This window comes from Pseudomonas sp. P116, from assembly GCF_020149425.1.
GTDB lineage: Bacteria > Pseudomonadota > Gammaproteobacteria > Pseudomonadales > Pseudomonadaceae > Aquipseudomonas > Aquipseudomonas anatoliensis.
This window is the reverse complement of record NZ_JACVHB010000005.1, coordinates 561016-583985: the sequence shown is the minus strand read 5'-3', so window position 1 is coordinate 583985 and position 22970 is coordinate 561016. Positions and strand designations below refer to the sequence as shown.

Sequence of the window (22970 nt, the reverse complement as noted above, 5' to 3'; positions counted from 1 at the left end):
ATGCTGGATAGACTGTTAGCCCTGCTTGTTCTGGCGCTCGTCCTCGGCGTACCGCTGGGGCTGATCTTCCTGGTCACCGGCCAGTTCCTGATGGACTTCGTGTTTTTCTACCCGTTGTTCATGTCTGGCTTGTGGATTGCCGGTGGCCTGTATTTCTGGCTGCACTGGGAGCGGCACTGGCCGTGGAAGGACGACACGCTGCCGCCGTCACTGGCAGGCGAGCCGCTGATCTCGATCCTGATCCCTTGCTACAACGAAGGCGACAACGCCGCCGACACCATCCATGCGGCGCTGGCCCAGCATTACCCGAACATCGAAGTCATCGCGATCAACGACGGCTCCAAGGACAACACCGCCGAAGTGCTCGACCGGCTGGCCAAGGAAGACCCGCGGCTACGCGTCCTGCACCTGGCGGAAAACCAGGGCAAGGCTGTCGCCCTGCGTATGGGCGCGATTGCCGCGCGCAGTGAATATCTGGTGTGCATCGACGGCGACGCGCTGCTGGCGCCGAACACGGCGGCCTATCTGGTCGCGCCGATGCTAGACAACGCACGCCTCGGCGCGGTGACCGGCAACCCGCGGATTCGTACGCGTTCGACGCTGGTCGGACGGGTGCAGGTCGGCGAGTTCTCATCGATCATCGGTTTGATCAAACGCACTCAGCGCGTGTTCGGGCGGATCTTCACCGTCTCCGGCGTCATCGTCGCGTTCCGCCGCTCGGCGCTGAACCGGGTGGGCTACTGGAGCCCGGACATGATCACCGAAGACATCGACATCAGCTGGAAGCTGCAACTCGACCACTGGAGCATTTTCTACGAGCCCCGCGCCCTGTGCTGGATTCTGATGCCGGAAACCCTCGGCGGCCTGTGGAAGCAGCGGTTGCGCTGGGCACAGGGTGGCGCCGAAGTGCTGTTCAAGAACATTCGCGGCATCTGGCAGTACCGCCATCGTTACCTGTGGCCGCTGCTGTTCGAATACTGCCTGTCGACCGGTTGGGCGTTCACCTTCCTGCTGTCGGTGATTTTCTGGGGCGTCGGCAAATTTGTGGTCATGCCAGAAGCCATCGCGGTGGACCACCTGATGCCGCCGGCATTTACCGGGTTGCTGCTGGCGTTCGTGTGTCTGGTGCAGTTTGCGGTCAGCATCGTCATCGACCGCCGCTATGAACCGGGGCTGGGCCGGACGATGTTCTGGGTGATCTGGTACCCGCTGGTGTTCTGGTTGATCAGTCTGCTGACCACGCTGGTCAGTTTCCCCAAGGTGCTGTTCGGCCAGCATCAGAAACGTGCGCGTTGGGTCAGTCCTGATCGGGGCATCAAACCGATCGGCGACGACGAAGAGGAAGTCATCAAATGAAAATCATCCGGACCCGCCAGCGGCCAATCCTGGTCGTGATCGACGTTATCCTCACCGTGCTGGCCTGGGTCGGCCTGCTGTTTCTGCTGATGCGCGGGCTATGGCCGCTGATAGAAACCCACGCCGGCGCGCCGCGCATCGACAGCTCGGCGTTCGATGCGCTGGGCACGTTGCAGATTTACCTGTGGATCGCTGTGGTCAACGCCGTGATCCTGATTGCATGGGCGCGTTATCAACAGCGCAAAAGCAGAAGCTTCGCTCAGCGTCGTTTGCCGTCACCGGTGATCGACGATGCAGGGCTGAGCAAGAGTTTCAAACTCTGCGATGACCGTCTGCAAAAACTGCGCACGCCCGGGGTGATGACCATCCACAACGATCAGGAAGGTGACATCAGTCATGTGGTGACGCATTTCTGGCCAGTGACACAAGCGCAATTGCCATCGCCACTCGCACCGCTGGAACATCCGCGGGTGATCTTCTTGCACGCTGAAGATGACGACAACCGCGAGCCGCTGACCCGATAAATGAACTTAGGGTCCTGTAGGAGCTGCCGCAGGCTGCGATCTTTTGATCTTTTTAACGTCAAAAGATCGCAGCCTGCGGCAGCTCCTACACGGGATTGGTGTTTACTCGCGGATCAGTTTCCAGGCCACGTCCATCGGCAACGGTTGCTTCATACGCTCAGCCAGTATCGCCATCGCCCGTTCTTTTTCGCAGGCCACTGCCGCGACAACGATACCGTTTTTGCCGAACAGGCCGATGAAGGGCGGCTGCTCGGGTTCACCCATGAATTCGATCTCATCCCATAGCTCGGCATGGCCGAGGTATTCGTAGTTCTTGCCGAAGTGCCACGTCCAGAAAAACGGCACATCAAGGTAATGCTCGTCGCCACCGAGCATATTGGCGGCGGCGATTCGCGCGTGTTGCTGGGCCAGTCGCCAGTGTTCGATGCGCTGTGGCTGGCCGCTCAGCGGGAACGTGGCGATATCGCCGATGGCCCACAGACCTTCTTCCACACGCATGCCCGCATCGACGCGCAGAGATTGATCCTCATCCCTCGGCAGTGACGCAAAAGCTTCGGTGGCGGGATGTACGCCGACGCCGGCCAGCACCAGATCCGCCGAAAGTCGCAAACCATTGTCCAGTAGCACCGCCTCGACTTTACCGCTGCCGGTGATCTCCTGCGCCTCATGCGCGGTGATGAACTTCACGCCGTTTTCTTCGTGCAAGGCGCGGATGGCTTTGCCCACAGCGTCGCCGAACTGAGCGGCGAAAGGGATCGCGTGGCGAGCGAGTACTGTGACGTCGAGGCCGTGCTGGCGCAGGGCCGAGGCACATTCGAGAGCGATGAAGCTGTCGCCGATAATCACTGCGCGTTGATCGGGTGCGGCGGCGTTCATGATCTGTTCAGCCTGGGCTTTTGAACGCAGGACGAAGACTTGCGGCAGTTCGGCGCCGGGCAGTTCCAGAGGGTTGGGTTCGCCGCCGGTGGCCAGCACGGCGGCGTCATAACTCACCGCGTTGCCATTGCTCAAATGAATGGTTTTCGCTTGCGTATCGAGTGAGGTGATTTCCCCTTGGAGGCGTTCGATACGTTGCTCTCTATAAAAAGCTTCATCACGCAACGCTGGGATTTCTTCTGACGGCATCTCGCCAGCGAGGACGAATTTGCTCAGCACCGTGCGGTCGTACCCGGCATCGGGCTCGCGGTCGATCATTGTGATGCGGCCGCCAAAACCCTTTTCTCGCAGCGCCGCCGCACACGCGGTGCCTGCCGCACCCGCACCGACAATCACGAACGTGCGTGTATCGTCAGCTGGCGGGATGTGCGGATCGGCAATCGGCTGGTCATCCACCCAAACCTCATCGTCACGCAGCTCCAGCGGATAACGCTTGAGGCTGTCGAGGGCTGGCGGCTCGCACAGCGCACCGTCTTCGGCGCGGAAAGTCGCCTTGTGCCACGGGCAGATCAGCCGTCCATGACACAACGCACCGTCAGCCAAAGGCGCGCCGGCATGCGGGCATTCACCCTGAAACGCTCGTAATTCGCCGGCGGCACGCAGCAGCACAATCTTGCAGTCGCCGATTTTCACTTCCAGACCACGATCTTCAGGAACATCGGCGAAACGGGCGACACGGTGCAGAGACATGTTCGGCTTCCTCGCGGGCATTTCTCTTACGAGTTTGCGGCGCAGTGCGAGGTTCAGCCATTTGCTACTGCCAAGGCACGAACGGTACAGCTATAGTTTGCAAGCCGACGACGGCCCCACTGCACAAGGTGCTCCCGGAATGACCCGATTGACCTCTCTCAACCCTTGGCTGGCGGCCATTGCCGTCGCACTTTGCGTGCAGTTTCCGGCGCAGGCCCAGGAGCGCTTCACCCTGAGCATCCCGGGAGTGTCCGATAATCGTCTGTTCACTTCTGCCGCGGCCAGCGATGCGGCCGGTTGCGGCGGCAAGAACCAGTCACCCGCGCTGAGCTGGAACGCCGGCCCTCCCGGAACCCTGAGCTACGCGATTGTCATGCACGACCCGGACGGCCAGAAAGGCCTGGGCGTCGATCACTGGATTCACTACGGCATCAAGCCGACGACTCACCAGATTGCTGCGGGTGTCGGTGCCAAATCCGCTTTCGAAGGCGTCGGCGGCACCAACAGCAAGGGCAACACTCATTACATGGGGCCGTGCCCACCGGTCGGCGACAGCGCGCATCACTACATCATCCAGCTCTACGCGCTGGATCTGGCCCCGGACGCCTTGCCTGCCGGTCTGACCCGTGCCGAACTGATGGAAAAAATCAAAGGCCACGTGCTGCGCAACAGCAGTGCGGTGCGGCGTTATCACCGCTGAAAAAAATTTCAGCGGCGCTTAACCCGAAATGAAAGGGCTGCCCGTCTCAGTGGATGAATGATCAATTTCATCCCGAGGTCAGCCCCCATGTCTCTCCCTCTTTTGCGTCCTGTAGTGGTCGGTATTTTGCTGGCCATCGGCGGTTGCGGTGTCTCTTCCAAACCTGATTCCGCTGCTGCACCGGCTCAGACTGAAGCCGTTGTGCAACATGAAGCGATCATGGCTGACGGTGCCATGGCCAAGCGCAGCGCGCGTCCGGCACCCATTGCCAGTTTTGCCGCAATGCCTGCCGGGGAAAGTTATCCACAAGGCTATCGCGACGAGCAGCGCGAGCAATATCAGGCGCTTGCCGACAATCCGATCCACAGCGTCGCCGAAACGCCGGTTTCGACCTTCAGCGCCGACGTGGATAGCGGCGCCTACGCCAACGTTCGCCGCTTGCTCAATCAGGGACGCCTGCCACCGGAAGGCGCGGTGCGGCTGGAGGAAATGGTCAATTACTTCCCCTACGACTACGCATTGCCCAGCGATGGCTCACCTTTTGGTGTGACCACCGAACTGGCGGCATCGCCGTGGAACCCCCACACGCGTTTACTGCGCATCGGCATCAAGGCTTCTGACCGCGCGGTTGCGCAATTGGCCCCGGCCAATCTGGTTTTTCTGGTCGACGTATCCGGTTCGATGGATCGCCGCGAAGGGTTGCCGATGGTCAAAAGCACGCTGAAACTGCTGGTGGATCAATTGCGTGATCAGGATCGGGTTTCGCTGGTGGTGTATGCCGGCGAATCCAGAGTGGTGCTTGAGCCCACATCCGGACGAGAAAAAGCGAAGATTCGTACAGCCATCGAGCAACTAACTGCGGGCGGCTCCACTGCCGGTGCGTCCGGCATCGAACTGGCCTACCAAATGGCACAACAGGGGTTCATCGCCAAAGGCATCAACCGCATCCTGCTGGCCACCGACGGCGACTTCAACGTCGGCGTCAGCGACTTCGACAGCCTTAAACAAATGGCTGTGGATAAACGCAAAACCGGTATTTCCCTGACCACCCTGGGTTTTGGTGTGGATAACTACAATGAACACTTGATGGAACAACTGGCCGATGCCGGCGATGGCAACTACGCCTACATCGACAACCTGCGCGAGGCGCGCAAAGTGCTGGTGGATCAACTCGGCTCGACGCTCACTGTGGTGGCGAAAAACGTCAAATTGCAGGTGGAGTTCAATCCCGCGCAAGTCAGCGAGTATCGCCTGCTCGGCTATGAAAACCGTGCGTTGAAGCGTGAGGATTTCAGTAATGACAAAGTCGATGCTGGCGAAATCGGCGCAGGACACGCGGTGACGGCGTTGTATGAAATTGTTCCGGCAGGCGAGAAGGGCTGGCTGGAACCGCTTCGCTACGGTAAATCGAGTGCGGCTGTTTCCGAGAAGAATGGGGAGTTGGCAATGCTGCGTGTGCGATATCAACAGCCTGAAGGTGGGAAAAGTCTGCTGATCGAGCGGCCGATTGCCAATCAGGTTGTGCCAGCCAGCGAGGATTTGCGTTTTGCTGCGGCGGTCGCCGCGTTTTCCCAGCAACTCAAGGACGGTCGTTATACCGGCGATTTCAACCTGACGGACACCGAAGCGCTGGCCCGTGGTGCCCGTGGCGATGACCGTTTTGGCCTGCGCAACGAGTTTGTGCAACTGGTCGAACTGGCGCAAAGCCTGCGCAACTCAACCGCATCGAATGCACTGCCCACTGAACGACGGATTGAATAGTGAGTCGTCTGAAAGGCTTCATCACTCAGCTGTTTGCTACGCCAGACAGCACAGCCACCAGCAGCGATGAAACGCTGCTGGCGCGTTATCGCGAGGGCGACGGCGCGGCGTTCGAGATCTTGTACGCCCGTCATCGTCAGAGTTTGTATCGGTTTCTGCTCGGCTTGAGTGGCAAAGCGGAACTGGCCGACGAAGTCTTTCAGGAAACCTGGCTGAGCCTGATCCGCAGCGCCAGTCAGCCACAAGGTCGAGCGATATTTCGTACATGGCTGTTCCAGATTGCCCGTAACCGTCTGATCGACCATTGGCGCAAACATGGCGCCCGGCAACCGCTGCACGACAGTTACGATGAGCAGACGCACGCTGTCAGCGACGAAGCGGCCGATCCCGAACAATTGCTGAGCCTCAGCCGCGACAGCCAGCGCCTGGAAACGGCACTGCAAAGCCTGCCCGCCGATCAACGCGAAGTGTTCCTGCTGCGCGCCCACGGCGACCTCGACCTGGCGCAAATCGCCAGCCTCACCGAAACACCGCTGGAAACCGTCAAAAGCCGCTTGCGCTACGCCCAGCACAAACTGCGTCGGCTGCTGGCCGAGGAGGTACTGACATGAACGACGCCCGCCAGACACCCGAAGATCCGGTCATTAAACATGTGCGCGAACAGCACAACGCTGAACCGCCAACGCACCTTGATGCGTTCATCCTCAATGCTGCCCTGCGCGAAGGCCCGACGGTTAAGCCAAGCCTGTGGCAACGCTGGCTCGACGCCTGCCGCAAACCGCGCTGGCAAGTCGCATTCGCCAGCCTCGTCGGCGTGGCCCTGATGCTGTCGCTGGTACAACGCGCGCCCGAGCCACAGCCGCAATTCGACTTTGCGCCCGCCGCCAAACCCGCCGCGCCCCTTGCCCGTAAACAAGCGCCCGAAGCATTGAGCGCCCCGGCAGGCGCCATGTCCGCACCCGCGCCGATGGCAGAAATGGCTGCGCCGATGCAAAGCGAATCGATCCAGGCCGACGAAGCCAAAGTCAGCAAACGCGCCGCCGCCCCGGCCAACGGCCTCGACGAACAACTGCGCGAAGTCCTGCGCCTGCGCGAATCCGGCCAAGCACAAGCCGCCGACAGCCTGTTCAACAACCTTCACAAACGCTACCCAAACGCCGACCTCGACGCCCGGCTCAAACAAATCCAGAAGAACTGACCGCCTGTTCACCCAGCCATTTGGCATTGCCCCGCAAAAACGCGCACTATCGGGCCATAGCTGAAGCGCTGGAGAACACCGTGGCACCAAAAATCGACCGTATCGCCCAACTCCTCAATTGCCCACAAAAGGGCGAAGAGATGCGGCGCGCGATTACCGAAGCGCGTAAGGAATTTCTGCTGAGTCAGCAGGAAGAGGATGTGCTTGAGGAAGAGGACGTTTTTGAGGAGGAGGTTGAAGGGGAAGACGAGGAGGATGAGGATTACGATGAGTTTGATTGGACGACGGAGTAGTGCCGGTTCGCCAGACTTACACTTTATAAGTAACCAAGCTGCTCGTTGACCCTGATCTCAAAAAAAGAGCACTATAAAGTACATTTTTATGTACCTTTGGAGGCTCTATGGAGCAGTTGCTCGCTAACCGCTCGGTAAGTATCACCGAATTGAAACGCAGCCCCAGCACTGTGATCGAGCAGGCCGGGTCGGAGCCTATCGCCGTTCTCAACCATAATCGTCCCGCCGCCTATTTGTTGGCTCACGCGACGTATCAGGAACTGCTGGATCGCTTGCGAGCCGCTGAATTGCGCGAGGCGATTGCCGCAAGTCGTAATGACCATCGTCCGGCGGTAGCTTCAGACACTGTTTTTGCCGAGCTCGATGCGCTGATTGATGACGTAGAGTCTGAGCAGAATCGTGTATGAGTCGGCTGTTATTTTCCGCACTCGCCCGTGAGGATCTTCAGCAGATTACCCGCTACATCGCTCGTGACAATCCCGGACGGGCTCGGAGCTTCGTTGGTGAGTTACGTGTTCGTTGTGATCAGTTGCTCAGCCAGCCGAATCAAGGAATATCCCGAGATGAAGCTGCCAAAGGGCTGAAAATGATCGCCCACGGTCGATACCTGATTTTTTACTCACTTATAGAGAGCTATGTTCAGGTAGAGCGGGTTCTGCATAGTGCGCGCGACATTGCTCGACTGTTTGATTCCGATAACCTGGATCGCCAGCCTCAATAGTTAAAAACAGTCGCCCACAAAAAAGCCCCGGACCATCACAGTCCGGGGCTTTTTCATTTCTATTCATGGTGCACCAGGCGGGATTCGAACCCACGACCCCTGCCTTCGGAGGGCAGTACTCTATCCAGCTGAGCTACTGGTGCAATGCGGGCGCCATAATACCCATGTCGGGGGGGGGGCGTCCAGTTGCGGGGATCTTGAAGCTCGATTCTAGGGCAGTGTCACACCTTGGTGGGGCTGGTTGATGTCTCTCACGTTCACCTCATTCTGCCCTTTCCAACTACAGCAAGTCACTCATTGATCTGGTGCAGCGGATTTATCGCTTATCGCAGCGTTGCGTTGAGACAATTTCTCCCGGCAACAATGTGCCGTCATTCTGTCGTTTTCCATTAGAATCGCGCCATTTGTCGCTGTGAGGGAGAGCTGGCGTGATTGAGCAAAAGGTAGAGGCATACATCGAGCGTTGGGGCGGTGGTATGAGCCGTGGAGGTAATGAACGAGCCAACTTACAGATGTTCATCACCGAGCTCTGCACCTTGCTGGATTTGCCACAGCCTGAACCGGCGACGGCGAAGCGTAGCGACAACGCATACATCTTCGAGCGCTCCGTGACCGAGCTTTTCGCAGACGGTGGGAAAACTACCCGAGCGCTCGACCTCTACAAGCGCGGCTGTTTCATCCTCGAAGGCAAGGACACCGGCAAGCAAACCCACAGCGACGGCTGGGATGCCGCCATCACCAAAGCGCTGAAACAGGCTGAGAACTACGCCCGCTCACTGCCTGTTGAAGAAGGCCGCCCGCCGTTTATCATCGTTGCTGATGTTGGCAAGTCCCTCGCCCTCTATTCAGAGTTCAGCCGCTCTGGAGGCAACTATGTCGCCTACCCTGACTCGCGAAATCACAAGATTCCTCTGGAGAAGCTGCGCGATGCTGAGACTCGCGAACTTCTAAAACGAGTCTGGCTTGATCCACAGAACCTTGATCCCACTCGCTATGCGGGCAAGATCACCCGCGTTATCGCGGACCAACTGGCAAAACTGGCCAAGTCTCTCGAAGACAGCGGCCATCCCGCTGAGCAAGTCGCCAGCTTTCTCATGCGCTGCTTGTTCACCATGTTCTCAGAAGATGTGGGGTTGCTGCCGGATCGAGGCTTCACCGAGCTCCTGGAGCGCCTGAAGGCCAGGCCGGAGTCGTTTTGCAGACAGCTGAGAAGTCTTTGGCAAACCATGAATACCGGTGGTTTTGCGCCAGCACTGGATACGGATGTATTGCAGTTCAATGGTGGGTTGTTCGCGGATGCTCAGGTCATCGAGCTGAATGTGGATCAACTCAACCTTTTAGCTGGCGCGGCCAAGGCTGACTGGCGCTATGTTGAACCAGCTATTTTCGGCACTTTGCTGGAGCGTGCCCTGAACCCCCGCGAACGACACAAGCTGGGTGCGCACTATACCCCCCGTGCTTACGTTGAACGTCTGGTACTGCCCACTATTATCGAGCCATTGCGCGCCGAATGGGGGGAAGTCCAGGCCGCCGCACTGACCTATAAGCAACAGCGGAAAACTAAAGAGGCCGTTGCCGAGATCCGCAAATTTCACCATCAGCTCTGCCAGACTCGTGTACTTGACCCGGCCTGTGGCAGTGGCAACTTCCTGTACGTCACTCTGGAGCACATGAAGCGACTGGAAGGTGAGGTTTTAGAGGTGCTCGGCAGTATTGTGAAGTCGGGTTCCTTCGAGCTGGAGGGGCTAACGGTCGATCCTCACCAGTTCCTCGGCATGGAGATCAACCCCCGCGCTGCCAAGATCGCAGAAATGGTGTTGTGGATCGGCTATCTGCAATGGCACTTCCGCACCTACGGCAAGGTCAACCCGCCTGAGCCCGTGTTGCGCGACTTCCACAATATTGAGCACCGTGACGCACTGATCACTTACGACGCAGTGGAGTTGATCACTGACGAGTCCGGCAAGCCCGATACTCGTTGGGATGGTCTGACCTACAAGATCAGCCCGATTACCGGGGAGTCAATTCCAGACGAATCCGTTCAGGTCGATCAATACCGTTATATCAATCCGCGTAAGGCTGAGTGGCCACAGGCCGATTACATCGTCGGCAATCCACCGTTTATCGGTGCCTCGACAATGCGACGGGCCTTGGGCGACGGCTATGTAGATGCTGTGCGCAGTACTTGGCCTGAGGTTCCCGAGTCGGGAGATTTCGTCATGCATTGGTGGTATATCGCTGCCGAAACGGTGCGCGCCGGAGAGGCACGGCGTTTCGGCTTCATTACGACCAATAGCATTAAGCAAACCTTCAATCGGCGCGTTCTACAGGCGCAGTTAGAAGCCAAAAACCCACTGTCATTGACCTTTGCTATACCTGACCACCCGTGGGTAGATGCTGGCGATGGAGCGCAGGTGCGAATTGCCATGACGGTGGGTGCCGCAGGCGAGCACGAGGGGCGTCTGCTCCAGGTTCGCGATGAGATCAGCGGCGACCAGGATGAGATTGAAGTCAGGCTACAGGAGCAGCAAGGTCGACTTTTTGCTGACTTAAAAACCGGCGCGAATGTCGTGGCAGCAAAACCGCTGCAAGCCAATTTAAATATCAGCTCGCCTGGCGTGAAGCTGCATGGTGCGGGCTTTATCGTGACGTCGGAACAAGCTACACAGCTAGGCTTTGGGGTTGTCGATGGGCTAGAACAACATATCCGCGCCTATCGCAATGGCCGTGATTTAACCCAATCGCCACGCGGTGTGAGGGTGATCGACTTGTTCGGTTTGAGCGCGGCTGACGTGCGTGATCGCTTTCCTGCGGTCTATCAGCATGTACTTGAGCGGGTAAAGCCCGAACGCGATCAGAACAATCGTGCAACCTATAGAGATAACTGGTGGTTATTTGGCGAAGCCCGTAAGGAGTTGCGGCAAATGGTCGATTGCCTGCCGCGCTATATCGCCACCGTTGAAACGATGAAGCATCGGATCTTTCAATTTCTTGATATTGATGTCCTGCCGGACAACAAGCTCGCCAGCATTGCCATCAGTGATGCCTTCACTCTTGGGGTGCTCTCAAGCCGTCTTCATACGGCGTGGGCTTTAGTGGCCGGGAGTCGGTTGGGGGTTGGCAATGATTCGGTTTATGTGAAAACGACCTGCTTCGAAACCTTCCCCTTCCCGGATGCCACACCAGAGCAACATTCCGACATCCGCGAACTTGCCGAAAAGCTTGACGCCCACCGTAAGCGTCAGCAGGTGCAGTTTCCCGATTTGACTCTAACTGGCATGTACAACGTGCTGGAGAAACTACGTGCCGACGAAGAGTTGAATGCCAAGGAAAAAGTGATCAACACTCAGGGTTTGGTCTCCATGCTATGCGAGCGGCATGACGACCTCGACCGTGCCGTATTCGCTGCTTATGGCTGGGATGATCTTGGCGGAAAACTTGTCGGACTACCCGGTGCCACCACCCCACTGCCTGACAAGCCCGAGGCGCAGGCCGAAGCGGAGGAAGAACTGCTGCGTCGTTTAGTTGAGCTCAACGCTCAGCGCGCCTCAGAGGAGGCCCGTGGCCAGATACGCTGGTTGCGTCCTGATTATCAGAACCCCAACGCCAAAGCTGTGCCGGAACAGACGGAGGCCAAGCTGGAAACAGAGATTGAAGGCTCCACGCCACTTGCTGCCAAGGCGAAGAAGGCCGCTTGGCCGAAGGGTATGCGTGAACAGATTGCGGCTGTGCGCAGCGCGTTGAGCATCGACGCTATGACAGCAGAAGCCATCGCCGGTAACTTCAAGGAGCCCAAGAAAACCTCCCCGCTCATCCTTGAAGCGCTGGCAGCCTTGGAGGAATTGGGAATGGTCTATCAGCAGGATGATCACTACCGCCTTGCCAGCTAAGCTTTGCGTCGTTTGCTGAAGCTGGAAAAAAGCTGAGTGGGCGGAATCATGACGAACAGGTAGGGTGCGATATTCGCCGCCTGTTCGATCTGGTGAGCAACGTCGGCGAATGATGAGCTACGCTGGCTCTATTGTCCGCTGGAGATGGCAATGAGACATCGGGGCGGGGAATACTGGGCTTGGGCTGATTGCCGACTTCATAGCCGGGCACATGATGAAATGCTGAGCGACTGTACTCAGATTGACGTGCAAGTCCGTCTGTCGAGGAAAGCCAAAACACAGCTATTTATTGGTGTTTACACAAAAGAAGGTCGCTTGCAGTTTGAAGAATTCTACCCAGCCCTCGACTCTATGACGATGGAGGATGCTTTGGTCCTGGGTGTCGACAGGGCAAGAGCGCTCGCTACCGGCGTAATCACACAAAGTGGAATCACTGGACGCTTCGGTACCTCGCAGTCCCTGCACGGGATTGTTTCGTAAACGAGGGATTGAAATAGTGGCTAGATGCCGGTATCAGTTAGATTTACTCAGCACAAGGACGCCGAAATGGGAACGAGATACGCTGTTGTTCATGCGATCCCCGTCGAAACGGGATCGGTTCGCAATGGGGCTCGCTTTTACTCCACGACAGTTCCGGTCGGTTTTGATATCTATGACAATCAAGACAAGCGGCGATTGAAGCCTACCTATCCGACCCGTACAGAAGCTGAAGACGAGTGCGAAAGGCGCAACGCCGAGTAGCCATGTCAGTCATTGAATTTGTGGCGTTTCTGCCGTTGGTGCTGATAAGTGGTGATTTTTCGAACTGCTTACATCCTGGCTGGTCTATCGCGATATCGCTCATGGGCAGAATGGCAATTATGAAAGATCCAGCACTGGATGCGACAACGAGGTGCAATGGTGGCCGGTTACTGGCGCAGATCAGCCGGGCTGATTCCATGATTGTTGCGGTGAAGGCAGGTGCGATAGCCGAAGGCTTTGTCCTGGGCTTGGAGACAGCAGGCGTGCTGGGTACTGGCGACGCCGAGAACCTCAATGTGGTTTTCGAGTCGGCGCTTCAACAGCGACTGAGATTCTGGTTGCTTGAACGTTAGCGCTGGACACTATGACAAGCAGCGCCAGCGGACAGCACGTCGCGCCAGAGGCAATGGCCAGGATAGCCCTGAGAGCTTGCTGGCGCTTTCAAAGCAGTTGTTCGGGAGAGAGCTCGGCATTGGCCGCAGCGGTTGCTATAGCGGCTCTAGGAGCGCAGCCAAACCCGAATCGCCTCATAACACTCTCTCCCTGTTGTGGTCACAAGCATTATTAATGCTGGCGGGGCACTGTCAGGCATTGAGCTAAGCGCCAATGCCCTCATAGAACGCCTTCGCTTGTTTTGTGTGAGCTGGAGCAAGATGCATTTTGCTGACTTACACTGCATTCACCAACCTCATCTGTAAGAAGGAAACAACCTATGGGCGTGATAAGTGAGTTCAAGGCCTTCGCGGTCAAAGGCAACGTGGTCGACTTGGCTGTCGGTATCATCATCGGCGCCGCTTTCGGCAAGATCGTCTCGTCGTTTGTCGGTGATGTGATCATGCCGCCAATCGGCCTGATGCTCGGTGGAGTGGATTTCAGCGACCTGGCCATTACGCTCAAGGCAGCCAACGGGGACATTCCGGCGGTGCTGCTGGCTTACGGTAAATTTATCCAGAGCCTGATCGACTTCATCATCGTCGCGTTTGCGATCTTCATGGCCGTCAAAGTCATCAACCGCTTGAAACGCGAAGAGGCCGTTGCCCCCACCCTGCCGCCGGTTCCGACCAAGGAAGAAGTGCTGCTGGGCGAGATCCGTGATCTGCTCAAGTCCCAGAGCAATCGGCCCTGAAGTTACTAGCGAAACAAAAAACGGTGCCTTCAGGGTGCCTTTTTTACCAGTAGTTCTGCACCGCTGTTTACACACAACCCGGTTTCGCGCCCCGCCTCCTTCTTCAGTAGGACTCGCAGCGACTGCTCTTGAATGCCCTTAAGCATGGATCAGGGCCGTCGCATGCATCGTCAAGATACTGAATGCCGTCTGGCTCAGTGCGCCGTCCAGATACCAGCGTTTCAATTGGGCCAACAAAGGTGGCCCGCCGATCTGCGGATTTTGTTGCACGCGGCGACACAACCAATAGATCATTTGTTGGACGACGTCGGGGGCATACACCCTCTCGCCATCCAAGGCATCACTGATCGCCGCCGCGAATTCAGCGAGGTCCGGATTTACCTGGCGCAACGCCTCAAAATCTTTCTGTGTTCGATAACTGTGGGGCAATGGCATTGGCATTGGCTATCCTTTTCCAGTAAGTAACAGACTGCGTAAAAACCACTCGCTACAAGATAGGTAGCCCAGTCGGTGGGCTGCTGAGCCGATTACGGTATATAAGCTTCTGCGGGCTTGTAGAGGCCTTCGGGGGCAGCTCGAATGAGTTCCGGCACAGTTAGTCCAGCCATCATTCCCGAATACCAGCGTTTTGCTTCACGCCTCAATTGAGCAGAGATGAAGGTCTGTTTTCCTCGTGGAAGGTCATAAGCGCCAGTCAATCCCGGATTGAACTGCACAGACAAACCATTTTTGACAGCATAGAAGCACCAGCCCATGGCTGACGACCTTGTGTCTCGTCCAATCTTCGCTCCAGGTGTCTGGAACATGAGGTCGGCGTCGGCCTCTCCTTTGATAGCCTGGAGAGCTCGACGAAGGGGGGTCTTCCCTTGAGCAGAAAATCCCACTGGCCCAATGATCAGACCATGAAGGTGCCAGCGGCCCCGGCTGGATTCATCAGCCAAGGCCCCCGGAGCTTTTTCGACACCATACAATAACTCTGCGCCAGCACCCACTGCTTCCGGAATGAGTCGTGTCAGTTGATCCCGGATGTATGGCAAGGTGGTGGTGTCTCCATCGTCCAGGCGGTCGCTGAGCTTTTTGCTGAGGATGAGAGTAAAGGTCTTCAGTTCCCAGCCCTTTTTCTCTGCCATCCAATACAAGGGGGTTGCTGCTGCGGCTAGCTTTGTAAACTCGTCCTCCTGTTTCCATGGCTTCAGCTTGGTCTCAGTAGGAAGAGGTTGATCAAGGAGAGTCTTAGCTCTCATCTTTGATCCAGGGATATGAGGAGTCTTGTTAGATAAGGTACTTCTCTTGTGCATAGCGAATTCCTTCGCATGCACCGCAGTTACTGCCGTTGAGAGCGTTTTAATAGGTCGAGTCTTTACGGCTTTTTGCTTTGACTCGACGAAATGCGCCGCTTTGTCAGAATGACGATCGGTATGAAGAATGCCCCCGATTGGGCGGCTCAATTCCTTGAGCTGCTCAGGGCTGTCTGAGAGCTCGCGTGAGAGGCGCTCGCGCTCTTGAGAGGATGCTGGTCCGGTTTCGCGGTCCGTTATCATGGTGGGCTCTTAGCCTCTCATCGAGGACGATTTTCAAAATGGTCATCCCGGCAGAGGCGCCAGGGTGTTCGATACTTACACTAGTTTCTAGGGGTTTGACGAATGGCCGGTCAAGTTCCGGTCATGAGTGAGTCACCCTCCTCACAGACAATGTCGTCTTGATCCGTCTGATCTAGTTGCGCTAGGCGTCTACTCTCCATCCATCGCAGGGTTTCCAACTCATCTTGAGTGCCTTGAGCATCTCCATTGATCTCCGCGTCCTCTAGCCGCTGCTTTGCCCGCATCTCCGCCACGTCCAGCTCGGTCATGATGTGAATTTGAAGCGTCGGAAGCTCCTCGATATCCTGAGCCTGATTCAGCTTCTCGATAGGAAGAGAGCGCCTGGTCACGTCCTGCGTTAGCTTGAGCGTTGTTGATGCAGCGGCAAGTCCTCTGAACGCAATTGGATCAGTCGGGTCTAGGGCTTCCAAGGCGTTTGCGAGCTTTGTTCTGATCTGGTGACTCAGCGCCAGTTCATCCATCACCAGCGTCGCTACTGTCTGCTGTACAGCTTCCAATGAAAAAGCTGACATGAGCAGCTCCTCCCTGGCTTTCTCGATGAGAGCCTGCGTCCCGGCGCCAGCTACAACTTTGTTCGTCTTGATAATGCGTTGCACCGTGCTGATGCTGAGATCAAGTCGACTCGCAATCGCTGGTAGCGCGTAGCCAGCTTCGCGAAGGATGACTACCTGAGTGCTTTGATCTGGAGTTGTCTTTTTACCGGGCATCTCACACCTCCTCGCCATCGAAGATGTGGAGCACAGTCGGCTTTGGCGGCAGCTTAGCTAAGGCAAGCAACTCGCGTTCGAGTCGGTCCCAGTTGCCGGTAACAGTGGCAAGCGGAAAGCCGGACAAGCGGGCGATGTCGTTGATTTGGAAAGGGGCAAGTGAGACTAGTAGGGTGCCGGACGCTCTGAGGGCGTCTGTCAGCGCCTCAGCGATGGCTTGGCGAGTGTGGCTGCGTTGCGTGATGCTCGCAGCGGGTTGGTTCCTGCATGGCCTAGGCGAGGTAATGCCATTTTTGCGGCAGAGATGATAGGCGGAGTCTTTCGTCCAGCGAACGCCGTCAGTTCTCGGATTGCTGTTGTTCAGGTGTTGAGCTAAACGACGGTAGGAGTTGATTGGATTCCGGAGAAAGTCACGAGCGTTTTCTTCGATAGTACTCATTGGGTCGTATCCTTGGTTTGGTGTGTTGATAAAGGTTCATGAGTTGAGTCTCTCGTCTGTTTAATGGTTGATCTGCTTCTATGAGCAGTAGGTTGAGCATATGCCGTGGAGTGTTTAGCGTCTAGCGTTTAATTCATAAATGTCAAGCGCTTGCAAGCGTTTTTTAGATCTTGTCTCTTGGTGTGAAACCCATGCTGACGACGCCACACCAAAAAAGGCGTTCGAGGGCGCGGATACCTGCCAGGAAGCACAAAGCCCGCACTAGGCGGGCTAGGGAGCCTTGCAGACTGATCAGGTGTTCAGCGCGCGCTTGATGCGGTAGACAGTAGCAACTCCACATTCGGCCATCTTGGCGACCTCGTCAGTGGTAGCCTGCGGATGTTTGGCGAGGATGCTTTGCACCTTGGTCCACTTGCTTGCGTCTTTACTCTTGCCAGTGGGCTTCCAGTCAGGTTCAGCGGCTTGCTTGTTTTGGATACCTTGCCGGATGCGCTCCACACGTTTTTCTTGATCGAGGCGGGCCATGGTCGCCATCAGGTCAATCAGCATGCCGTTGACCACTTCCATGATTTGGCCGGTAATACCGGTATCCTGCACCAGCAGGTGGCTGGTTGGCAGATCGGCAATGACCAGTCGCAGTCCCTTCGCTTCAATCGTGGCTTTCAACGACTTCCAGTCGGATTGTGAAAGTCGAGTGAGCCTGTCCACGGATTCACAGAGACAAATGTCTCCGGGTGCTGCGGCTTCAAGCATGGCGAGCAACTGAGGGCGATCAAGCTTGGTCCCGCTGATATTCTCCGCATAGATGCCCGCGATCTTCAGGCCCTTCTCGACCGCGAAGGTTTCCAACGTTACCTTCGCTCGGTTAGCGTCCTGATCCTTGGTCGATGCGCGGAGGTAAAGGTGGGCGTTCATTGGGGTCTATCCTTTGGACTAGTATTTAATAGACCTATGATAATTCGATCAGATAGCTATCAGGAATAGTTATTTGATAGGCGGCGACGAGTGGTCGCCGCACTATCAAACCTGTCTACTGTTTTGATAGTGGTCTGAGGACTATTTACCGGCCCAAATCAGATCTCGCGCCTAGTCTCCGGAACGGTTTGCGACAAGGCACTTGTCAATGTCCTCAAGTGCTCCTTCCATGATCTCGTTTGTCCGCTCGTGAAGTTCCTCACCGTAGTGGCCGGCTTTCATGCGGTGAGAGCGCCGAGTTTGGTCATAAATATCGCGCAAATACATACGGCTTTCTTCAAGATGAACGGAAACTAGCAGCCGCAAGCGCCTGAGTTTGGCTGTACTCAATCGACCCAACTCAGCCTCCCAAGTGCTGCGGTAGAAGGGCCGCATAGAGATGCTGCGGTAACTGCCGGCAGAATTAGCCAGGACGTCGTGCAAGTGCGGCGCCATGCTCTTGATCTCAGTCGACCGATCCCAGTTCGAGCCGACTTCGGGCTGCTTGAGATTGACGCTTCTGCTATGCGGCGTGGGTTTTATTTCAAAGCCTCGGCCATCAGTTGCGCGCTTAAACGCCCCGCCAGGGTTGGCCTGGGCCCAAGCCCGAGCCTGAGCAAAGGTCTCGAAACGCAGGGAAGCTCCGCTGGATGAAGACAACCTATTGCCAGATTGTTGAGTGCTCTCGCCGCCCCTTTCGTCGGCCGTCCAGGACAAAGACTTGCTACGGCCTGAGGAGGTCGCGTTGGGATTGCCCGTGCGCATGATGTGCTGCACGCCTGCATCCAGCTCGTCCTCGGTGAAGGCCGCATCGGGCATGCCATCATCGTCATCATCCCAGCCGAACTGACCTGAACCCATGCACTGACACCTTTTCAAACATGTTGACGATACTGCCGTCCTTGGGGGGAATAAACCCAAATCCGGGCCGTCTACTCACGTTAAACAATCTAATTAATTATCATCATCTTCATAGCCGCCCCCATATTGACCATTCGATTGGTCATAATAGGTATTGATACTATTAGAGTTTTGTTGATCCCGTTTTTGAGCGTCAATATCAATACTGTATCGATTACTATCGGCCGGATTACTTAAATCATAGCTATAGCTTTGGCCTGATGATCCTTGATAGGAGTCATTGCTCGAACCATAGCCTTTAATTTCTGTCCCAGATGCGCAATTGCCCATGACAGTAGGGCCCACACAACCTGCATTTGCAGTATTCATCACGCCAATAAAAAGCATGAATGTGGCTGCCATATAAACATTTTTCATTTCCTGCACTCCATGTCGTTTTTTTTCAAAATGCGATTATAGCCTTACCATTTTTCCTATCGCTAAATGATCAGCCTACTCGCTTTGGTTGAGGCCATAAGAGTCTCGATGCCGTTCAACACAGCTTTTAAGCTTGCTTCCAAGCCGGGACTCAAATTCCGAGTATGTGAGCTTCGAAAGATCAACAGGGATGGTCAAGCTCTCCAGAACTGCCTGTTTCCTCGATTGGCTGAATCCATTGCCGTACATGGCGACTTGACCCTCCCGGCCTCTTGAGTGTCCTGTCAGGTCCGGCAGCACAAGATATGCCTCTCCTCCGGCCTCACGGGCAAGGTCCGTGAATGTGTGGCGGAAGCTATGGAAATTCTTCCTATCAGTTTTGCCCGCCGCGTCTCTTTCACGAATGCCGCACTTAAAGAAATACCCTGATGCCGGTGTACTCTTGCTTGGGAAGCGACAGAAGAAATGGGTGGCATTGCTCCCCCATCCCTTTTTGGGGTTGTAGGTCAAACCATCTGAGAACAATTTATCCCGCCCTTCTTTGGCTGCTTGCTCTACAAATTCCAAAAAGCCCATACGAATCAGCTCGCTGTGTATCGGCAGTATCCTCCGGCTGGACTGGTTCTTCAGTGACTTCGGCAATGGGCGGTCCCGCTCGTCGTCCATCAAGCTGATGGTCCAGATACCTTCACGCTCGTTTTTGCTAACGTCCTCGGTATCAAGCTGACAGAGCTCGTTGAGGCGTCCGCCGGTGAGAAGTCCCAAGATTGGGAGCCAGAATTGGTATGGGAACACAGCGCTGCTCTTGACGAGTTCTGTGCCTGTGTACAAATAGCCGGAATAAATGGCTTGTAGGTCAGCTTTTGTGAACGCTTTTTCCACTGGTTTTTTCCCAGCTGGATTGCGATCTGGAGTCGGTCGGTCTGGGGCATCCGGTGAGATCTTTGTCAGCCCTTTCTTAAAGGCAAATTCATGGAGTACGCCGAGGCGAACGATGAGCTTTTCAATCGTGGCTGCTTCGATGCGTCGCTCCCCGTCTTTCGCCAGGATCGTCTCTATTGATGAGTCCGGGGGCGGTAGCTTGCTGCCTCGGCTCGGTCGTATGTCAAAAACGTCAGAGTAGATGCGCTCAAAGTCTTCAACTGTGAACTGATTGATCGGTTTGCTGGCGCTCAAGATATTCAAACGACAAGCGTGACCTTGCTCATCTTCTTTTGTCCGTGCGCTTTTCTGTTGGCCTCTCGACAGTTTCGCGAGCGTTTCCCAGTGTTGCTGCCACAGCTCGTATAAATTCGGCCCGTTAGGCGGAACGATCACGTTTGTTGCTGTCGATGCTTCATTGCTTTCGAAGGGTTGCAGCGCCAGCCGCTCAATAAGCGTGGGGAGAAGTTTTTTAAACTGAGGTAATGGCAAACTACGCCCCCGAGCGTAAAGCTGCTCAGCGAGCTTCTCCATTCTTGTAGGGATGGTCCTTGTGCCATGGCCAGTCAGCGCTCTGGCAATTATTTGTCGTCGCTGTTCCTCTTCGATTCCACACCACTCGTCGTCGGAGAGAAGCGACTGGAAGCCTGGCTTCTCTTGATCGCGTGTCGAGTGAGAAGCCCATGTTCCTGGGGCCTCAGCTTTCGCCATTTCGCTTAGATAGATTTCGTAATCTTCGTCTGTAGGCATGTATTCGTCGTTTTCGGCCATAGCTAGCACCTTGTCAAAAGCGGCTTCGAAGCGTGCAGCGTATTGCCGGGCACGTCGAAGCGCCAGCTTGGCACTGTCTGTTTTTAGCGTTCGTCGAATTTCTCGCTGTAGGCCAAATGCTGAGCGCAGAGGTTTTGGAATTACTATTCGGAAATAGTAGGTTCCATGGCGATTCTGAGTTAGGAATGCGGGTCGGGCTGGCATGGCTGCACCTTTGCGATGCCCCACCTGGTGGCACTACTCAGTGCCCCACTAACCTAAAAGACCCTTCACTGATCGAAAAAACGAACTCCGACAAGCGTTTAGCGAAACTGGATTTGATGGCGGGATTCGAACCCACGACCACTGCCTTCGGAGGGCAGTACTCTATCCAGCTGAGCTACTGGTGCAGCGGGCGACATCATACCTAGGTCGGCTCGGGGCGTCCATGCTGCGTTTCGGCACCTATTGTCAGTGCGCGTGTCGGAATAAAACGCTGCATTCCATAAAGCGGTAACGTCCTGCAAAACCCTCGCTTGGCGCTTTCGCAGGGCTGTTCTATGGTTTTGCTGCGGCCGGGGCTTTTTGTGCGTTGATCTGAAAATTTCCACAAACACGCCGTTTTTGTTCTTTTTTTCGAACGCCCTATTGTCCTTTAACCCCTTTGCTCCTACGATCCGTTTGAGATTTCAAACGCTCGTTGATTGGGTGTTGAAGCGCAGGTGTTCCGAAGCGTGCACTATTCTTGCGCCTCACCCGGTCACTGATTTCCCTGACGGCAGCCTTGCGAGGCGCCTTTCTACAATCATAATTTGCTCCGCGCAGGCCGCGGTGCTGTTAAGGAAAGCCGACATGCAGCTTAAAGACACCCAGTTGTTCCGCCAGCAAGCCTTCATTGATGGCGCTTGGGTCGATGCGGACAACGGTCAGACGATCAAGGTCAATAACCCGGCAACTGGCGAAATCCTCGGCACCGTGCCGAAGATGGGCGCTGCCGAAACCCGCCGTGCCATTGAAGCCGCTGACAAAGCGCTGCCGGCCTGGCGTGCACTGACCGCCAAGGATCGTGCGAACAAGCTGCGTCGCTGGTTCGAACTGATCATCGAGAACCAGGACGACCTCGCTCGCCTGATGACGCTCGAGCAGGGCAAGCCGCTGGCCGAAGCCAAAGGCGAAATCGTTTACGCCGCTTCGTTCATCGAATGGTTCGCCGAAGAAGCCAAGCGCATCTACGGTGACGTGATTCCGGGTCACCAGCCAGACAAGCGTCTGATCGTTATCAAGCAGCCAATCGGCGTTACTGCGGCCATCACCCCGTGGAACTTCCCGGCAGCGATGATCACCCGTAAGGCCGGCCCTGCGCTGGCTGCCGGTTGCACCATGGTGCTCAAGCCTGCTTCGCAAACTCCATTCTCCGCATTCGCTCTGGCTGAACTGGCTCAGCGTGCCGGCATTCCTGCTGGCGTGTTCAGCGTGGTGTCCGGCAGCGCTGGCGACATCGGCAGCGAGCTGACCAGCAACCCGATCGTGCGCAAACTATCCTTCACCGGCTCGACCGAAATCGGCCGCCAGTTGATGGCTGAATGCGCCAAGGACATCAAGAAAGTCTCGCTGGAACTGGGCGGCAACGCGCCGTTCATCGTGTTCGACGACGCGGACCTGGATAAGGCCGTCGAAGGCGCGATCATTTCCAAATACCGCAACAACGGTCAGACCTGCGTCTGCGCCAACCGTCTGTACATTCAGGATTCGGTCTACGATGCGTTCGCCGAGAAACTGAAAGTGGCTGTAGCCAAACTGAAGATCGGCAACGGTCTGGAAGACGGCACCACCACTGGTCCGCTGATCGACGAAAAAGCCGTGGCGAAGGTGCAAGAGCACATCGCTGACGCTGTAGCCAAAGGCGCAACCGTATTGGCTGGCGGCAAGCAAATGGAAGGCAACTTCTTCGAGCCGACCATCCTGACCAACGTGCCGAAAAACGCGGCAGTGGCCAAGGAAGAAACCTTCGGCCCACTGGCGCCGTTGTTCCGCTTCAAAGACGAAGCTGAAGTGATCGCGATGTCCAACGACACCGAGTTCGGTCTGGCTTCGTACTTCTATGCTCGCGATCTGGGCCGTGTGTTCCGTGTGGCTGAAGCCCTGGAATACGGCATGGTTGGCGTCAACACCGGGCTGATCTCCAACGAAGTCGCACCGTTCGGCGGTATCAAGGCCTCGGGCCTGGGCCGTGAAGGCTCCAAGTACGGCATCGAAGATTATCTGGAAATCAAATACCTCTGCCTGGGCATCTAAGCCGGGGAAAGGGATCGCTGCAAACGCAAAGGGCACGAGAGCGCTGTCCCTTTGCGTGTTTCAAACCGGAATTTTCTCTGCGGCCGGGA

23 protein-coding genes and 2 tRNA genes are annotated in these 22970 nt (G+C 56.2%); 14 read left to right on the top strand and 11 right to left on the bottom strand.

The features are described from left to right. Both pgaC and pgaD read left to right on the top strand, forming a co-directional pair. A complete protein-coding gene (gene pgaC, locus ICA15_RS20005; RefSeq protein WP_150603963.1) occupies positions 1 to 1356 on the top strand; it encodes a poly-beta-1,6-N-acetyl-D-glucosamine synthase in 1356 nt (451 codons plus the stop codon). Next, positions 1353 to 1880, top strand: a complete 528-nt coding sequence (pgaD, locus tag ICA15_RS20000; RefSeq protein ID WP_150603962.1) for a poly-beta-1,6-N-acetyl-D-glucosamine biosynthesis protein PgaD — start codon at positions 1353 to 1355, stop codon at positions 1878 to 1880. The genes pgaC and pgaD overlap by 4 nt, the downstream gene beginning before the upstream one ends. Before the next feature lie 102 nt (positions 1881 to 1982). Here the strand turns inward: pgaD and ICA15_RS19995 are convergent, their stop codons facing one another. Then, positions 1983 to 3506: an FAD-dependent oxidoreductase gene (locus ICA15_RS19995; protein ID WP_210554429.1), complete on the bottom strand. Its 1524-nt coding sequence runs from the start codon at positions 3504 to 3506 to the stop codon at positions 1983 to 1985. Positions 3507 to 3645: 139 nt separating this feature from the next. Here ICA15_RS19995 and ICA15_RS19990 point away from each other — a divergent pair, with 139 nt between their 5' ends. From ICA15_RS19990 to ICA15_RS19960, 7 genes are all read left to right on the top strand, one after another. After that, positions 3646 to 4206 carry a YbhB/YbcL family Raf kinase inhibitor-like protein gene (locus ICA15_RS19990; RefSeq protein WP_210554428.1) on the top strand — a complete coding sequence of 187 codons (561 nt, stop codon included), beginning with the start codon at positions 3646 to 3648 and terminating at the stop codon, positions 4204 to 4206. Positions 4207 to 4293: 87 nt separating this feature from the next. After that, positions 4294 to 5967, top strand: a complete 1674-nt coding sequence (locus ICA15_RS19985; protein WP_210554427.1) for a vWA domain-containing protein — start codon at positions 4294 to 4296, stop codon at positions 5965 to 5967. A gap of 29 nt (positions 5968 to 5996) precedes the next feature. Then, entirely contained in the window at positions 5997 to 6578 is a 582-nt protein-coding gene (locus tag ICA15_RS19980; RefSeq protein ID WP_215731455.1) for an RNA polymerase sigma factor, read from the top strand. Continuing rightward, the gene (locus ICA15_RS19975) at positions 6575 to 7165 is read left to right on the top strand and encodes a hypothetical protein (RefSeq protein WP_210554425.1); all 591 of its coding nucleotides are present in this window, start codon (positions 6575 to 6577) and stop codon (positions 7163 to 7165) included. Before ICA15_RS19980 ends, ICA15_RS19975 begins: the two co-directional genes overlap by 4 nt. A 20-nt stretch (positions 7166 to 7185) precedes the next feature. Next, a complete protein-coding gene (locus tag ICA15_RS19970) occupies positions 7186 to 7458 on the top strand; it encodes a hypothetical protein (RefSeq protein WP_150618398.1) in 273 nt (90 codons plus the stop codon). Positions 7459 to 7565: 107 nt separating this feature from the next. Continuing rightward, positions 7566 to 7865 (top strand): type II toxin-antitoxin system Phd/YefM family antitoxin, encoded by a 300-nt coding sequence (locus ICA15_RS19965; protein ID WP_210554424.1) that lies wholly within the window; start codon positions 7566 to 7568, stop codon positions 7863 to 7865. Then, positions 7862 to 8179, top strand: coding sequence for a type II toxin-antitoxin system RelE/ParE family toxin (locus ICA15_RS19960; protein ID WP_210554423.1), 318 nt, complete (start codon positions 7862 to 7864; stop codon positions 8177 to 8179). Before ICA15_RS19965 ends, ICA15_RS19960 begins: the two co-directional genes overlap by 4 nt. 66 nt (positions 8180 to 8245) lie before the next feature. Here the strand turns inward: ICA15_RS19960 and ICA15_RS19955 are convergent. After that, positions 8246 to 8322: transfer RNA gene (locus ICA15_RS19955), tRNA-Arg, on the bottom strand. 285 nt (positions 8323 to 8607) lie between these two features. Between ICA15_RS19955 and ICA15_RS19950 the strand changes: the two genes are divergently transcribed. From ICA15_RS19950 to mscL, 4 genes are all read left to right on the top strand, one after another. Beyond that, complete coding sequence (locus ICA15_RS19950) at positions 8608 to 12069, top strand: class I SAM-dependent DNA methyltransferase (RefSeq protein WP_210554422.1); 3462 nt, start codon at positions 8608 to 8610, stop codon at positions 12067 to 12069. Between the two features lie 144 nt (positions 12070 to 12213). Further along, entirely contained in the window at positions 12214 to 12549 is a 336-nt protein-coding gene (locus tag ICA15_RS19945) for a hypothetical protein (RefSeq protein ID WP_224450896.1), read from the top strand. 263 nt (positions 12550 to 12812) lie between these two features. Continuing rightward, positions 12813 to 13163, top strand: a complete 351-nt coding sequence (locus ICA15_RS19940) for a hypothetical protein (protein WP_318010477.1) — start codon at positions 12813 to 12815, stop codon at positions 13161 to 13163. Positions 13164 to 13522: 359 nt separating this feature from the next. Continuing rightward, positions 13523 to 13936, top strand: coding sequence for a large-conductance mechanosensitive channel protein MscL (gene mscL / locus ICA15_RS19935; RefSeq protein ID WP_210554421.1), 414 nt, complete (start codon positions 13523 to 13525; stop codon positions 13934 to 13936). 138 nt (positions 13937 to 14074) lie between these two features. Here mscL and ICA15_RS19930 read toward each other — a convergent pair whose 3' ends face one another. From ICA15_RS19930 to ICA15_RS19890, 9 genes are all read right to left on the bottom strand, one after another. Continuing rightward, complete coding sequence (locus ICA15_RS19930) at positions 14075 to 14377, bottom strand: hypothetical protein (protein WP_210554420.1); 303 nt, start codon at positions 14375 to 14377, stop codon at positions 14075 to 14077. An 86-nt stretch (positions 14378 to 14463) separates the two neighbouring features. Next, positions 14464 to 15477 (bottom strand): hypothetical protein, encoded by a 1014-nt coding sequence (locus ICA15_RS19925; RefSeq protein WP_210554419.1) that lies wholly within the window; start codon positions 15475 to 15477, stop codon positions 14464 to 14466. A 110-nt stretch (positions 15478 to 15587) separates the two neighbouring features. Continuing rightward, positions 15588 to 16244, bottom strand: coding sequence for a helix-turn-helix domain-containing protein (locus ICA15_RS19920; protein ID WP_210554418.1), 657 nt, complete (start codon positions 16242 to 16244; stop codon positions 15588 to 15590). A gap of 1 nt (position 16245) precedes the next feature. After that, the gene (locus ICA15_RS19915; protein ID WP_210554417.1) at positions 16246 to 16683 is read right to left on the bottom strand and encodes a hypothetical protein; all 438 of its coding nucleotides are present in this window, start codon (positions 16681 to 16683) and stop codon (positions 16246 to 16248) included. A gap of 291 nt (positions 16684 to 16974) precedes the next feature. Further along, entirely contained in the window at positions 16975 to 17598 is a 624-nt protein-coding gene (locus tag ICA15_RS19910) for a recombinase family protein (protein ID WP_210554416.1), read from the bottom strand. A gap of 171 nt (positions 17599 to 17769) precedes the next feature. Then, positions 17770 to 18498 carry a hypothetical protein gene (locus ICA15_RS19905; protein ID WP_073453924.1) on the bottom strand — a complete coding sequence of 243 codons (729 nt, stop codon included), beginning with the start codon at positions 18496 to 18498 and terminating at the stop codon, positions 17770 to 17772. Between the two features lie 93 nt (positions 18499 to 18591). After that, complete coding sequence (locus tag ICA15_RS19900; protein WP_138726237.1) at positions 18592 to 18915, bottom strand: hypothetical protein; 324 nt, start codon at positions 18913 to 18915, stop codon at positions 18592 to 18594. Between the two features lie 75 nt (positions 18916 to 18990). Then, entirely contained in the window at positions 18991 to 20811 is a 1821-nt protein-coding gene (locus tag ICA15_RS19895) for a site-specific integrase (protein WP_073453926.1), read from the bottom strand. A 108-nt stretch (positions 20812 to 20919) separates the two neighbouring features. Continuing rightward, positions 20920 to 20990, bottom strand: a tRNA-Arg gene (locus tag ICA15_RS19890). Positions 20991 to 21438: 448 nt separating this feature from the next. On the opposite strand from ICA15_RS19890, the gene gabD reads away from it, so the two are divergent. Continuing rightward, positions 21439 to 22881: an NADP-dependent succinate-semialdehyde dehydrogenase gene (gabD, locus tag ICA15_RS19885; protein WP_042557069.1), complete on the top strand. Its 1443-nt coding sequence runs from the start codon at positions 21439 to 21441 to the stop codon at positions 22879 to 22881. The last annotated feature ends 89 nt before the right edge of the window (positions 22882 to 22970 follow it).